This is a genomic window from Streptomyces sp. NPDC054961 (assembly GCF_053609145.1).
Window position 1 is genome coordinate 59,766 of sequence record NZ_JBSGWY010000037.1, and the last position, 13,435, is coordinate 73,200.

Below are 13,435 nucleotides of genomic sequence, written 5' to 3' on the forward strand. Positions count from 1 at the left end.
TTGGGTGCCGTTGGAGGCAAAGGCGTCAGGTTCGGATTTCGTCGGCAGGAAGCGCGTGGCGCCTGGATCTGCCGAGCGCTCGTGTCGCCGTCACAGTCGACCGACGGCTACCCCCATGGTGTCACCGGCGCCGACGGTGATGGGGGTCACGGCGTTGGTTGCGGTGTTGATCGCGAACACGGTTCCCTGGGGTGTCCCGTTGCCGTAGGAGCCGACCACGTAGGCGCTCTTGCCGTCGGGGGTGAGGGCCACCTCCGCGGGACGGAAGTACCTGCCTGACCCGGTGTCCGGCGGGATGTCGCCGATGGGGATGGTCTTGGTGACCTTGTCGGTGGTCAGGTTGATCACCGACACCTTGCCCTGCCTGATCTTGTTGTCGACGCCGACCACGTAGGCCCGCTTGCCGTTGGGGCTGATCGTCAGCCCGCCCGTGCCGGCACCGGGGATGGTGCGGACGATCTTCTGCTTCACGAGGTTGACCACCGAGACGGTGCCGCTGTTCCCGGTCACGTAGAGGCGCTTGCCGTCAGGGGTGACCGCCATGCCGTTGGCCGCTTCGTTGAGGCGGATGGTGGCGATGACCTGGTTGTCGGCGGTGTTGATCACGGACAGGCTGCCCTTGCTGTCGGCCACGTAGAGGCGCTTGCCGCCGGGATTGATCACCACCTGGTCGGGCCTGCTGGTCTTGATGGTGGCGGAGACCTGGTTGGTGGCGGTGTCGATCACCGACACATTGTCCCCGTCGAAGGGGTTCTGGACTGCCACGTAGACGTGCTTGCCGTCCGGGGCGATCGCTTCCCCGTAGAGGAGGTCGGGAGAGAGTTCGTCCTTGTCGAAGGGGATGTCCGTGACGCTCTTCTTGGCGATGTTGACCGCCGACACGTACTTGAAGGCGTTGGTCACGTAGAGACTCGCGCCGTCGGGGGTGACCGCGACCTGCTCGGGGCCGCCGCCGACGGCGGTGGTCCCGAGCCCCTGGACCTTGTTGGTCCTCGTGTCGATCGGGTACACGTGGCCGTCGAGGCTGGTGACGTAGGCGTAGACCTGCCGTTGCGGCTTCGGCGGGTGCGGGGCGGCCGTGGCGGGCGCGGGTGCCAGGAGCGCCAGCCCTAACGTGATGGCTACCGCGATGGTTCGCCGTACAGCGGATCGCTGAAAGTGCACGTGGACCTCCGGATCGACGTGATGGTCTCTCGTGCCACCCGGTGTACCGCCGCGACTGACCAGCCGTCAGCGGATCTGTACGTCAGCCACCCGGAAGAGTGCCAGCCTGAGCAGCACGCGACGGGGGATGGCACTGGGCCTTCGACCGTCACCCGGAGTCGCGCACCGGCGGAAGCGAACAGCCGTCTATCTCCCCGCCCAGCCCGGGCACCGGTCTCCGGCGCGGCAGGCGCCCTGACCCACCCGCATCTCCGCCCGTGCGAACTCGCAGTCCTCCTGCACCTGCTCGAGTGCGCCGAAAACGCCTACCCCAGTGCTCTCACCAGGCTGCTGGCCGGCGACCTCAGCCCCCGCGCGGGCGGGCCCCCGGAAGCCGCGGAAGCACAAGCGGGTCCTCCAGGAAGCGGAGCGCCGCAGGCAGACACCCGGATCACCAGCCTCGTCCAGGCCGTCCTCACCCTGCATCTGACCAGCTCAGAGTGAGGAGGAAAGGGCTCAATCTGCAAATCGCCAGGCGGGGCTGGAGGGGTTCGCAGTTCATCTGCGCGACACCGCACTCCCATGGTTCGCCAGTTCCCTCGACCCTGAGCAGATCGCCCGGGCGGCTCCTGACGCCCTACTCACCCCGTGGGGGTTCGCTCAGGACTTGATCGAATTCCTCCCCGCAGTGATGAAGATCGCTACGTAGTCCTCGAACCCATCGCGGAGACCCCATTCCTCGCGGATCATTGCGGCTTCGTACCGGGCTCGGGAGTCCCCTCGGCCCCTACATCATGCGACGAATGGCCGAGAACGCCCACGCGGGAAACACCGCCCACACAGCCGAAGCCGGATGCGAACCGCTCCGCGAGATCTGCGCCAGACCCGAGAAGTAGGAGCACCCGCCCCCTACGTCACCGGCGTCGGAACGTACGCTGCGACCATGGATGACCCCGTGCTCACCGCCCGCGAACTGGTGCGGGACCGATTTCCCGCCGCCCGGGCGGCCTTCCTCGCGGGCAGCGTGCTGACTGACCGCCGGACGCCCACATCTGATCTGGACATCGTGGTCCTCTTGGACGGGCCGCCCGCCCCCAGCCGGGAGAACCTGGTGTATCGCGGCTGGCCGGTGGAGCTGTTCGTGCAAACAGACGCCGCCTGGCACAGCTTCGCCGAACAGGAGACTGCGAAGCGGAGTTCACCGCTGCTCGCCATGTGTGCTGACGGCATGCTCCTGGTGGACGCGGACGGGCTGGGCGCCTCGCTCCAGGACGAAGCGCGCAAGCGCTGGGCCGCGGGCCCGCCGCCGCTCTCGGACCGTGAGCGCGACTACCAGCGGTACGTCCTCACCGACTTGCTCGATGACCTGCGTGGCTGCTCGGACGCCGCAGAGCGGGTGTACTTGGTCGCGCACATGCTGCAGCGTGCCTCAGAGCTGGTCCTCCTGGTCGGCGGGCACTGGCTCGGCGGAGGCAAATGGCTGTCGCGGCGACTGGCTGCGGCCGACCCCGCACTGCACCGCGCGTTGTCCGAAGCTGCCGCGCAGGCGACCGCCGGGGATACGAAGGTCTTCGCCGCGGTGGTGGCAGAGGTGCTGAACTTGGCCGGGGGTCCGCTGTGGGACGGATATGCCATCCGATGAGCATGGATCGCGCCCCGCAGCGTGACATCGACACCCCGCTCGTCGGCGAGCTCGTGGAAGAGTCGGGCGCAACATCGCTGACTCACCCGCCCTGCGCTAGGTCCAAGCCGCCCACCCTGCGACGGACCGCGGCGTCGCGGTAGCGGACGCTCAGGGGAGGAACGTCACTGCGGGGAAGGCCGGGGACGGCCCGTCGAGCAGGTGTCCCGGACGGTGGCGCAGGTGCTGGTCGAAGAAAGCGAGCGGGTACGCCTGCTGGATCCGCACCGCCTGCTCGGGATCGAGGGTGCCGATCACGTCCTGGAGCTGCTGCCCGCTCCATCCGTAGATCTTCGCCACCTGCGGGAACAGCGCCTCGTTGTCGCCGTACGAGAAGTGGGCGGCGCCCTCGGCCTGGATGTCCAGCCGCGGGCCCCGCAGGAGCGACCAGAACGCGGCGGCCGCCGGATCCGTGGCCCGGGTGAACTCGGCGGACATCATCATGAACGGCCGGTCCAGCTCGCCGGCCAACGGCGGGTTCATCTGCATCGGGCCGTCGAGGCTCAGGCCGGCCCGGATGCGCGCGTCCGCGAGCGTGGCGCAGGCGGCGGCCGTCCCGCCCTTCGACCAGCCGAACGCGCCCATGCGCCGCGGGTCGAGGGAGCCGAGCAGCCCGGCCGGCAGCTCCCGCTGGTCGACGTCCGGGTTGCGCCCTGCGGCGAGCTGCTCGACGCAGTCGAGGACGAAGCGCAGGTCGGCGGCGAAGTCCCCGGGCAGCGTCGGCGCCTTCTGGTCGGAGAGCGGGACGGCGACCCGGCCGTCAGGGAACGCCGTGTACGTGTCGTACTGGTGAGCCACCGTCACCACCGCGTATCCGTGGCTGGCGAGCTCCTGGACGATCACGGTGTGGTCGCCCTGGTGGCTGTGCGCGCCGTGCGCGAACACGACGACGGGCAGCCGTCGGTCCACCCGGCACACCGGAGCGCCCGTGTGGCCGGCGGTGAGCGGCGCCAGAGGGGCCAGATCGCTGAGCCCCGCGTTGGCGAGGAACGCCTGGAGGGCGCCGTCCGGCATCCAGGGCGCCACCGGGTACCGCTGGACGTTCCGGGCGGGGTACCAGACGGTGGCCATCAGCTCGCGGAAGTGCCCGGGGCCCGCGATGCCGTCCGGGCGCGACCGGTCGACGAGGTGCAGCGGGACCGTGCCCACCGGATGCGGCCCGGTGGGACCGGGCAGCGTGAGCCGCGCCGGGACGGGGGGAGGCGTGCCGGGGTTCGCCCAGGCGGGACCGGCGAGGGCGGCGAGCGGCCCGGCGGCCAGCGCGGCTCCCAGGACGCGGCGGCGCGTGGCGCCCTTCCGGCTGATGAACGACGTGTTGTTCATGGGTCCCCCCTGGTGACGGATCGTCAATCGTGCCTCGACGGACGGTCCGTGGGCACGAGGGAACGCTGTCACACCCCCTGCCGCGCGGCATCGGCCCACGGGTTTACATCCCGAGGCCGATGCGGCGGGCCGTGCCGTCCGGCTACGGGGCCTTCCCGGCCACCTCGGGCTCGGGGTCCCGGAGGATCGGCCGGTCCCGCTCCCGCCACGACCACGGCGCGGTGACCGGCCCACCGCCGACCCCGGGTTCCGCCGGGGCGCACCCTGCCGACCGGCCGCCCCCGCGCCGCCCCGTGCCGGGCCGGACGGCCCTCAGTCCCGCTCGGCCGGCGACGCGGCGGGGGCCACGTCCTCGAGGAACCCGCCCGACTGGTGCTGCCAGAGCTTCGCATAGGCCCCCTCCGCGGTGAGCAGCTCCTGGTGGGTGCCCTGCTCGACGATCCGTCCGTGGTCCAGGACGACGAGCCGGTCCATGCCGGCGACCGTGCTGAGCCGGTGTGCCACCACGAGGGCCGTCCGCCCGTCCATGAGCCGCCACAGCGCCTCCTGGACGAGGATCTCGCTCTCGGAGTCGAGGGCACTGGTCGCCTCGTCGAGCAGCAGGATCGGTGCGTCGCGCAGGATCGCCCTGGCCAGGGCCACGCGCTGGCGCTGTCCGCCGGACAGCTTGATCCCGCGCTCGCCCACCATGGTCCCGAAACCGTCCGGCAGGGCGTCGGCGAACTCGGTGACGTGCGCCGCCTCGGCCGCGCGGCGGACCTCGGCGTCGGTGGCGTCCGGCCGGGCGAACGCGATGTTGTCCCGCAGGGTGCGGTGGAACATCGCCGGATCCTGCGGCACGTAGGAGATCTGGCTGCGCAGATCGGCCTGGGACAGCCGGCTGATGTCCTGTCCTCCGATCAGGATCCGGCCGGCGTCGATGTCCGTCATCCGCAGGAGGAGCCGGGTGAGCGTGGTCTTGCCGCCGCCCGACCGGCCGACGAGGCCGATCTTCGTCCCGCTGGACACGTCCAGGTCGAGGGAGTCGAAGAGGGGCTTCGCACCCGCGTGGGCGAAGGTCACCCGCTCGAAGCGCACCTCGGCGCCCTGGGGCAGCAGCGGTTCCGGGGACTCCGGGTCGAGCACGGTGGGCGGGGTCAGCAGGAGTTCGGTGAACTGGGCCGCCTCCGTCATCGCGCTCTCCAGGCGGCGGTAGATCTGGTTGAACTCGAACATGATCCGCGTCGCGTTGGAGTAGTAGGCGAAGGCCACGACGATCGCCTCCACGCCGTGCTCCCCGCCGCCCAGCGTGATGGCCAGGAGCAGGCCCAGCGCGTTGGTCAGTACGGACATCGGTGCGACCAGCGTGTCGATGCGCAGGTTGCCGTAGTCCCACGACCGCAGCGTCAGGCGCCGGGACTCCGCCACGCGGGAGCGGTGCTCGGCCGCCTCGCGCTTCTCGGCGGCGAACGCCCGCACGGTCTCCATGTTCATCAGGCTGTCGGCGACATGACCCGACACCCGGGCGATCGCCTCCTCGCGCCCGGCCACGAGCGCCTGCCGGCGGCGGATCAGCGGCGCCACGCACAGCCCCGTCAGCGCGATGAGGGACAGGAGTCCGACGACGAGCAGCGGTTCGTACTGCCACAGCACCACCGAGCCGAACAGCAGCGGGACGAGGCTCCCCACGACCGAGAAGGTCAGCGTGTCGACGAACTCCTCGAAGCGGGAGGCGAAGCTCAGGACCCGTTTGGTCAGCGAGCCCGCGAAGTTCTCGTGGAAGAAGGCGGCGTCCTTGGCGAACAGTTCGTCCATGCCCACCACGTACATGCGCTCGATGCCGAGGGCGTCGAGGCGGTTCAGGCAGTGCAGCCCGACCCGCCACAGCAGCTCCCCGATCAGCAGGGCGCCGGCGAAGCCGAGGACGTACGGCAGCATCGGCCCGATGCCGCTGCCGGCACCCGTCCCGGACGGTCCGGCGATCCGGCCGACGAGCTTCGCGACGACCAGCGGCGCGATGTAGTTGATGCCGATGTTGCCCAGCGCCGGGAGCAGCATCCCGGGGGCCGTCCACCGGCGGAGGCGGAGCAACTCCCGTCCGTAGTAGCGAAGCGCGAGGAGTACCGGACCCCTGCGCGGTGAACCTGGACCTGGGGGTAATTCAGGCGTTCCCATAACAACCTTGTGCTGTCGTGTGGCAGAACGGGGCGGCCCCGGCCCGGGGGTACCGGCGGGCCGGGAGACCGCAGTGTCCCGCGACGGCGCCCGCCCAGTCCAAGCCTTTTCCCGCCCCTGCGGAACGCGCCCCCGACCGCGCCCCCACCCACTTCGCGCGCCCCCGGCCGGCCTGGCGTGCCCGAGCCGCGCGCAGCGCCCGGAAACCCGAAAGAGGCCGTTCCGGATTTCTCCGAAACAGCCCGCGGAAGCACGGTGATCGACCTGTCCTCCCCCTTCGATGCCCCACTGACGCTTCGGAGGGACAACCGCGCTGTCTGCGGGCCGCTACGACGTGGCGCAGCCGAACTTGGCTGCGGCCGCTTTGGTGAAGGCGGTGAACAGGTCCTGGGGAGCGGGTGCGCCCGCGCCGAGGGATGCGGTGTATCGGGTGCCGGTCTCCATGGCGAAGTACGTGGGCTTGCCCGAACAATCGGAGAGGGTATGGGTGGCGTCGAAGCCCTGCCCCGAGAATCCCTTCGACTTGCGTATTCCTGAGATGGCGGCGGGGTCCTGGGTCGCGGAGAAGGTGGCATAGGTCTGCTTCGCACCCTCCGCGGTCGCCGTTCGGCATGCCCAGGTGGCACCCGAGTCCTGAACGGTTTCCCTGAGGACGGCAGGGAGTGTGAAGCCGGGCAGGGCGCACACGCTGCCCGCGGTGGCCGGGCGCTGCTCCGCCGCCGGGGCGATGCGGTCGGGGGCCGAAAGCGGGGTGGGCGGGGTGCAGCCGGACCGGGCGCTGATCCGGTTCGCGGCGCCGGTCAGCAAGCGGACCACCTTCTCGGAGTCCGCGGTCTCGGCGGCGCTTCCCCACACCAGACCCGCCTGGCTGTCCGTACAGGCCGCCGGGAGCTGGACCCAGGCGCGGCCGGGGGCGGCGCCGCCGCCCGGGAAGAACGACGCCGTCGAGGCGTCGGGCCAGTTGCCGCCGGTGAAGGCGAAGTCGCCGCGTTCGCTCGTTCCGCGGACGAAGAGCCTCTGCGTGTCGGATCCCGGCTGCGCGGCCGCGCTGCGCTCGATGACGCAGTCGAACCGGGTCCTGCCGTCGTCCGACCCGCTCAGCGCGCCCGGACGGCTGGTGATCCTGCCCGCGCCGGTGAGTACGGCTGCGGCGTCATGGGCCGACACCACGCCCCCGCAGAGGGCGGAGTCGCCGAACGTGTTCGTGTTCAGCCACAGATGCAGACCGCCCACGACGGCCAGGGCGGCAATGGCGGCGGCGAGCGCCTTGCGCGGGAACTTGGCCACCCGCTGCGGGGATGTGGTCACGGTGCTCTACTTCCTTGTACGGAGGGCGGAGTAAGCGTCCTCGCGTCCGGTGATGTAACTCTGCTTGGCCTCGCCCTTGGCATGTTCGTGGGCCACGGACCCGTTGGCTCCCTGCCCGGTCGCAAAAGAGTCGATCAAGGAGTTCGTCGCGCCCACGCCGGCTGCGGCGTCCTGGCTCTCCTTCTTGAGCGCCATGGCCTCGTGCTCCGCCGCGACGTCTTTCGACCATTCGTAGGTGGCAGCGTCGATCAAGCGCTGTGCCGGGTCGCCGATGACCGGGAACTGGGTGATCAGTCCGCCGAAGCCGTGGTAGCCGTACCGGGCGGCGTCGTTCATGGTGCCGATCTTGGTGTCGCGGTCGTCGAGGGTGATGTCGGAGCCGATCGCGTTCATCGCTCCGAAGACCTCACCGACGTGGCGGGCGCGGTTGTCCCAGTCGCCGACGACGTTGCCGGCCTCGCCCGGTCCGGCGGGCTTGGCGTGGGTGAGGTACTCGGCGGAGTAGCGGCGCTCCGATTCGTACATGACGTCGTAGGCGGTGATCGGCTGGCCGGTGGGGCCCGTTCCGACCTCGCCGTCGGCGACACCGCGCATGACGCGCAACAGGCTGGGCTTGCCGTTGGTGATGCTGGAGTCCTCACCGTGGGCGGTGATGCCGTCCTGGCCCATGGGGCTGCCGGGCGAGGTGCCGCTCAGGATGGAGTGGGTGTCGGCGGTGTAGTCGACCAGGGCCCGACCCAGAGGGGCCTTGAGGTGGTCCGCGATCGTGTCGCCCTTGCCGTCGGCGTCCAGGATGGAGATGGTCTGCTGCATGACCCGCGCCTCGGCCTCGGAGTGGTGGCCGTAGTCTGCCGACGCCACCCCCGGTTCCCTGCCCGTGGTGGAGGCCTCCAGTGCCAGGCCCAGGCCGGTGCGGGCATCCTTGCCCTCGGACTCGAGGTCTCGGTGGGTCTCGAAGTTGCCTTGCCAGACCGGGGTGTCGTCGAACTTCCAGTCCCGGTCCTTGAGCAGGTACTGGAGGTTGTCGTTCTTGCCGTCGACGCCGGGGTCGAAGTAGGAGGTGGAGGCTTCGGGGTTCTTCGACATGATGCCGAGGACTCCGTCGAGGGGGTCGTTGGCGAACCAGCCCTTGTTGGTGCCGCTGAAGTCGCCGTTGAGGTCCCAGACGTCGGGGTCGCCCCCCTGCTTCTTGTCCTCGGCCTTGCGGATGTCCGAGGCCAGGTCGTGGAGGAACGGGGTGGAGTAGCCGTCCCCGTTCTGCATGAGGGTGACCAGGCTCTGGTAGCCGCGGACCTTCTGGCCGTGGTCCCGGCTGATGGCGTTGGGCGAGTCGCCGATCTGCTTGAGGTCGTAACTCTCCAGTCCGGCCTTGTTCAACTGCGTGCGGAAGTTCTTGTAGAAGTCGGACTTCGGGTCCTGCATCGCGTTGGACAGCGAGTTGGCCAGGCCCTTCTGCAGGTCCAGGTAGCGCTGCTTGTTGCCCTTGTCGTCGCCGTACGCGTGGTCGTTGAGCTTGTTGGTGAACTTGAGCGTGTTCTCCGCGCCCATCCCGTTCAGGAAGGTCTGGGTGAACTCCGGCCGTGAGGAGTTGTCGCGGAAGGAACGGCTCAGCTCGGCGTAGTCGGCTTCCGAGACCTTCTCGCCGCTGTTGATGCGGGTGGCGATGTCCTCGGCGTTGCGGGCCTCGTAGACCTCGATGTCGCCCTGCGCTCCGGCATTGAAGCCGTCGAGGGTCTCGTCGTTGCCCTTGCCCAGGGCGTCCTTGTTGCTGTCGACGACCACGGCTTCCAGGGCGATCTTCACGCCTTGGTCGGCCTCGGAGACGGCTTTCACGCAGTCGTCGATGTGCTGCTGCCACTTGGCGACGGCCGTGCGGATGGTGGTCTCACCATCCGGGTCGTGGTGGATCGCGCTGCGCTCCTGCGGGGTGAGCTTCGCGTAGTCGTAGGCGACCGTCCCTTGTTCCGAGACGGTCATGTCGGCCTTGACCGCATCGTCTCGTGCGCTCTCGACCCGCTTCTTGAGCTCGGTGAACTGGCTGTGCGCATCGCGCAGGAGGCTCGCGACGGCCTTGGCCTGGATCTGCGCGGCGGAATATTCGTAGCGAGTGGCCGCGAAGCCCGTATGGGCCACCCCGACACTGATACCGGTCCAGTCCTGACCCATGGTGATTTTCTGAACGCTGTCGCCGTAGCGGGTTTCGACCTTCTTCAACTCGCCGGCCATGGAATCCCACTTGTCGGCGGCCGTTGTCAGCAGATCCAGGTCCGTGGTCATCACTTCGTAGTAGGTCAGCACCTGTCCCCCTAGATCCCGTTGAGCTTGGACTGACCGATCGGCCGGAACTGGTCACCCAGACCTGAGTCGTTGCGCACGAACAGGCCCGAGGCGCCGCGCAGGGCGCTCTTCTCGGACCCGAGACGGCCCATCAGGACCTTGACCTGCTTGTCCCACGTGTCCGCGACCTTCTTCAGGCCAGGGGCGGTGTCCCAGCCGTCGAAGCCCTTCACGGCGGTGTTGGTCGCCTCGTCCGCGTGTTCCGTGGCCGTCTTGGTGTTCGGCTGCAGCTCGGTCTCGATCGTGTTCGCCGCCGCCGTCTTCTCGGCCGGTGTCGACCCGAAGGTCCCCGATCCCCCTGGTGCGAATGGTCCTGCGGGAGCACCCGTGCCGCTCAACCGCATGTCCGCTCGCTGATCGGCAGAGCGGGCGCGTAGCGCGCCCCACTCACTGTCGAACTCCCCAGACATGTCCCGCGTCCTCCCCCTTGACGTCTCGTGATCATAGACATGGCAACTGCACATACATCGAGTGAGCGCACCGCCTTAACGCCCCTCTTACGGCGCCCTGATCCACGGCCGTCGGCCTCATCAGGCCAGGTCGAGGCGCGCCTCCTCCGGGTCCGGGGAGCGCTGGAACATTCGCTTGCGATCCCCCTGCGCACCACCGCCGACCGCGGCCGCATCTACCGCCGATGGGGCTGCCGGGACCCACTGCATCACCGGCTCGGAGCACACGGCCCTCGCCTCGTCACCGACAGCCGTCACATCGCGGCCTTCACCACCTGCCGGGGGGGGGGGGGGGGCGGGGGCGCGGGCCCCCCCCCGCCCCCCCCCCCCCCCCCCCCCCCCCCCCCCCCCCCCCCGCCCCCCCCCCCCCCCCCGGGCCCCCCCCCGCGGGGGGGGGGGGGGGCGGCCCGCCCCCCCCCGACCCTCTACCGGCTGCCCCGGCCACTCTCTCCAGCGCCCTCGGCGACGCCGTCCGCCGACACCGTCTGCCCCACAACCCCGCCAGCCCCCGGTCCTACGCCGGGCAGCGTCACCGGAGCGGCTGATAGGGGGAGCGGAGGAGGCCGCCCGCTTCCTCGTCCACTGCCACCATGCCGATCCCGCGATGGCCGATTTGTTCGAGTTCCTCATCGGCACGGGCCCGCGCAAGGGCGAAGCCCTCGGACTCCACCGGGACGACGTCCACCGTGCCCAGGTTGTCTTCTACGTGCGCTGCACCCTCTCCGCGATCGACGACAACCACCTCGTCATCACCACGCCGAAGACCCGGTCGAGCCGCGGCTGGGTCGCCATCTCTCCCCGGGTCGCCACAGCCCTCCGGCGCCGCGCGCAGACGGCGCCTCGAACCATCGACCACACCTCACCGGAGCCGAAAGGGCCAGCCACGAAACGGGCCGCACACCGTGGCTGCGACCAACACGGCCCCGGACGCACGAAAGGCCGCCCTCTCATAGTTGAGAGAACGACCTCCGACCTGCGTTTCCGCATGGTCGGGACGACAGGATTTGAACCTGCGACCCCTTGACCCCCAGTCAAGTGCGCTACCAAGCTGCGCCACGTCCCGATGTGCTTCCGACTGGGCTCCCACTTGGGCTTTCCCCGTCCCGGCGGCACATGCAGAACATTACCCCACGACGAGGGGTGTGCATGCACGGGTTAACCGTCGGGAGGGAGGATGGCGGGGTGAACGGACGAGATCGGGACGGTGAGGGGCGGGCGCGCAGCGCGCGGCCCAGGGACGGGCTGGGGCGGCCGCTGCCCTACGGGGCCGAGGGCGTGGAGCGGCAGCCCGAGGGGGTGCGGCGGTCGCCCGGGGAGAGCGTCGCGGAGGCCCAGCGGCTGCTGGACGCCGGGATGCCCTTCCACGCGCACGAGGTGTTCGAGGACGCCTGGAAGTCCGGGCCCGAGTCCGAGGCCGCGCTGTGGCGCGGCCTCGCGCAGCTCGCGGTCGGGCTGACGCACGCGGCGCGCGGGAACGCGGTGGGCGGCGCCCGGCTGCTGCGCCGGGGCGCGGATGTCCTGGCCGGACGGGACGGGGACGACGGCGGGGGTGCCGGGGGCGGGGGCGGGGACGCCGGGGGCGGGGACGAAGGCGGGGCCGCTCCCGGGACCGGCCCCGCGTACGGAATGGACCTGCCCGGGCTCGTCCGCTGGGCGCGCGAGCTGGCGGCGCGGGTGGAGGGCGGCGCGGCCGTCGACGCGGCGGCCGAGGCGCCGCACCTGACGGCCGGCCCCGGTCCCGCCTGACCGCTGCCCTGCCCCCGCCGCCCCGGCCGCCGGCCTCTGGCCGTCACGGGCGCCCGCCCGGCCGCCGCCACCCCTGCGGGGCCGCACCTGGCGGCCGGGCCCTGTCCCGGCTAACCGCCGTCCCGGCCCCCGGCCTCCGGTCGTCGCGGGCGCCCGCCCCGCCCGGCCCGGCCGCCGTCACCCCCGCGGGCCACCGACCCGCAGGGCCTACGCCGGCTGGAGGAGGTCCCAGCGGTTGCCGTAGAGGTCCTGGAAGACCGCCACGGAGCCGTACGTCTCGTGGCGCGGCTTCTCCAGGAAGTGGACCCCTTCGGCGGCCATCCGGGCGTGGTCGGAGGCGAAGTCGTCGGTGTAGAGGAAGAAGCCGACGCGGCCGCCGGTCTGGTCGCCGACCCGGGAACGCTGGGCTTCGTTCTTGGCCCGGGCCAGGAGGAGGGCGGACTCCTCGGCGCCGCGCGGACGGACCACGACCCAGCGGGTGCCGTCCGGGCGCGCGGTGTCCTCGACGAGGTCGAAGCCGAGGGCGCGGGTGTAGAAGTCGATGGCCTCGTCGTAGTCGTGGACGACGAGGGCGGTGAGGGCGATGTGTGCGGACATGACGCCTATTGTGCGCCGAGGAGCACGACCTCCAGGGTGCGGGGGCCGTGCACTCCCTCGACCCGGTCCAGCTCGATGTCGCTGGTCGCGGAGGGTCCGGAGATCCAGGTCAGGGGCCGGGTGGGGTCCAGGAGCGGCAGCGCCCGCGGGACCGAGTCGACCACCTGGCCGGGGACGCGGACCACGCAGATGTGGTGGTCCGGGATCAGGGTGATCCGGCGCCTTCCCTGGCCGGGGCCGCCGTCGAGGACGATCGTGCCGGTCTCGGCGATGGCCAGGGCGCAGCCGGTCACCACGCTGTCCACGGCGTCCAGTTCGTACGGGGTGAAGTCGGCCCGGTCGTGGATCCGGGTCGGGCGGGCGGACGCGAGCCAGTGCGGGGGCAGCCCGGACGGCACGAGGACCGACGCGGCGCCGCGCTCGGCGAGGAGCCGCGCCAGCAGCCCGGCGATGCCGTCCTCGTCCACGCGGTGGACCTTCGCGCGGTACTCCGTGAGGTGCGCGGCGAGCAGGTCGACGTTCTCGGCCGCGGTGCGGGCGCCGTGGACCTGGAGGTAGTCCCGGGGGATCCCGGCGTCCCGGGGCGGGGCGGCGGCCGGCGCCCGGGCGCGGGGGCGGGCGCGCCGGCGCGGGGGGGGGCGGGAGTGGGCGCTGTCGCGGAAGGGGGGGCGGATGTGTTTGGGGGGGCCCACCCCAA

11 protein-coding genes and 1 tRNA gene are annotated in these 13,435 nt (G+C 71.1%); 2 read left to right on the plus strand and 10 right to left on the minus strand.

All coding sequences use genetic code 11. The features are described from left to right. Positions 1-90 precede the first annotated feature (90 nt). Positions 91-1,164 (minus strand): YncE family protein, encoded by a 1,074-nt coding sequence (locus ACWF9Z_RS27910; RefSeq protein ID WP_453606296.1) that lies wholly within the window; start codon positions 1,162-1,164, stop codon positions 91-93. Between the two features lie 922 nt (positions 1,165-2,086). Here ACWF9Z_RS27910 and ACWF9Z_RS27915 point away from each other — a divergent pair. Beyond that, positions 2,087-2,785, plus strand: a complete 699-nt coding sequence (locus ACWF9Z_RS27915) for a nucleotidyltransferase domain-containing protein (RefSeq protein WP_453606297.1) — start codon at positions 2,087-2,089, stop codon at positions 2,783-2,785. A 150-nt stretch (positions 2,786-2,935) separates the two neighbouring features. Here the strand turns inward: ACWF9Z_RS27915 and ACWF9Z_RS27920 are convergent, their stop codons facing one another. The 7 genes from ACWF9Z_RS27920 to ACWF9Z_RS27950 all read right to left on the minus strand — a co-directional run bounded on the left by ACWF9Z_RS27920 (position 2,936) and on the right by ACWF9Z_RS27950 (position 11,458). Beyond that, on the minus strand, positions 2,936-4,147 hold the full coding sequence (locus ACWF9Z_RS27920) for an alpha/beta hydrolase family protein (protein WP_453606299.1): 1,212 nt from the start codon (positions 4,145-4,147) through the stop codon (positions 2,936-2,938). Between the two features lie 312 nt (positions 4,148-4,459). Further along, a complete protein-coding gene (locus ACWF9Z_RS27925) occupies positions 4,460-6,301 on the minus strand; it encodes an ABC transporter ATP-binding protein (protein WP_453606300.1) in 1,842 nt (613 codons plus the stop codon). A 327-nt stretch (positions 6,302-6,628) separates the two neighbouring features. Further along, complete coding sequence (locus ACWF9Z_RS27930; protein WP_453606302.1) at positions 6,629-7,609, minus strand: hypothetical protein; 981 nt, start codon at positions 7,607-7,609, stop codon at positions 6,629-6,631. Between the two features lie 6 nt (positions 7,610-7,615). Next, positions 7,616-9,907 carry a hypothetical protein gene (locus tag ACWF9Z_RS27935; RefSeq protein WP_453606304.1) on the minus strand — a complete coding sequence of 764 codons (2,292 nt, stop codon included), beginning with the start codon at positions 9,905-9,907 and terminating at the stop codon, positions 7,616-7,618. An 8-nt stretch (positions 9,908-9,915) separates the two neighbouring features. Then, on the minus strand, positions 9,916-10,290 hold the full coding sequence (locus ACWF9Z_RS27940) for a hypothetical protein (RefSeq protein WP_453606306.1): 375 nt from the start codon (positions 10,288-10,290) through the stop codon (positions 9,916-9,918). 634 nt (positions 10,291-10,924) lie between these two features. Then, on the minus strand, positions 10,925-11,137 hold the full coding sequence (locus ACWF9Z_RS27945; protein ID WP_453606308.1) for a hypothetical protein: 213 nt from the start codon (positions 11,135-11,137) through the stop codon (positions 10,925-10,927). 244 nt (positions 11,138-11,381) lie between these two features. Further along, a tRNA-Pro gene (locus tag ACWF9Z_RS27950) sits at positions 11,382-11,458 on the minus strand. 83 nt (positions 11,459-11,541) lie between these two features. Between ACWF9Z_RS27950 and ACWF9Z_RS27955 the strand changes: the two genes are divergently transcribed. Next, positions 11,542-12,141 (plus strand): DUF309 domain-containing protein, encoded by a 600-nt coding sequence (locus ACWF9Z_RS27955; protein ID WP_453606310.1) that lies wholly within the window; start codon positions 11,542-11,544, stop codon positions 12,139-12,141. Between the two features lie 207 nt (positions 12,142-12,348). Here the strand turns inward: ACWF9Z_RS27955 and ACWF9Z_RS27960 are convergent, their stop codons facing one another. Then, the gene (locus tag ACWF9Z_RS27960) at positions 12,349-12,738 is read right to left on the minus strand and encodes a VOC family protein (RefSeq protein ID WP_453606312.1); all 390 of its coding nucleotides are present in this window, start codon (positions 12,736-12,738) and stop codon (positions 12,349-12,351) included. A 5-nt stretch (positions 12,739-12,743) separates the two neighbouring features. Continuing rightward, complete coding sequence (locus tag ACWF9Z_RS27965; protein WP_453606333.1) at positions 12,744-13,412, minus strand: LutC/YkgG family protein; 669 nt, start codon at positions 13,410-13,412, stop codon at positions 12,744-12,746. Positions 13,413-13,435 lie beyond the last annotated feature (23 nt).

Excerpts from the sequence above, each read along its gene's own strand:
- ACWF9Z_RS27915 (WP_453606297.1), top strand. The coding sequence starts at position 2,087 with ATGGATGACCCCGTGCTCACCGCCCGCGAACTGGTGCGGGACCGATTT.
- ACWF9Z_RS27920 (WP_453606299.1), bottom strand. The coding sequence starts at position 4,147 with ATGAACAACACGTCGTTCATCAGCCGGAAGGGCGCCACGCGCCGCCGC.
- ACWF9Z_RS27925 (WP_453606300.1), bottom strand. The coding sequence starts at position 6,301 with ATGGGAACGCCTGAATTACCCCCAGGTCCAGGTTCACCGCGCAGGGGT.
- ACWF9Z_RS27940 (WP_453606306.1), bottom strand. The coding sequence starts at position 10,290 with ATGCGGTTGAGCGGCACGGGTGCTCCCGCAGGACCATTCGCACCAGGG.
- ACWF9Z_RS27955 (WP_453606310.1), top strand. The coding sequence starts at position 11,542 with ATGCACGGGTTAACCGTCGGGAGGGAGGATGGCGGGGTGAACGGACGA.
- ACWF9Z_RS27960 (WP_453606312.1), bottom strand. The coding sequence starts at position 12,738 with ATGTCCGCACACATCGCCCTCACCGCCCTCGTCGTCCACGACTACGAC.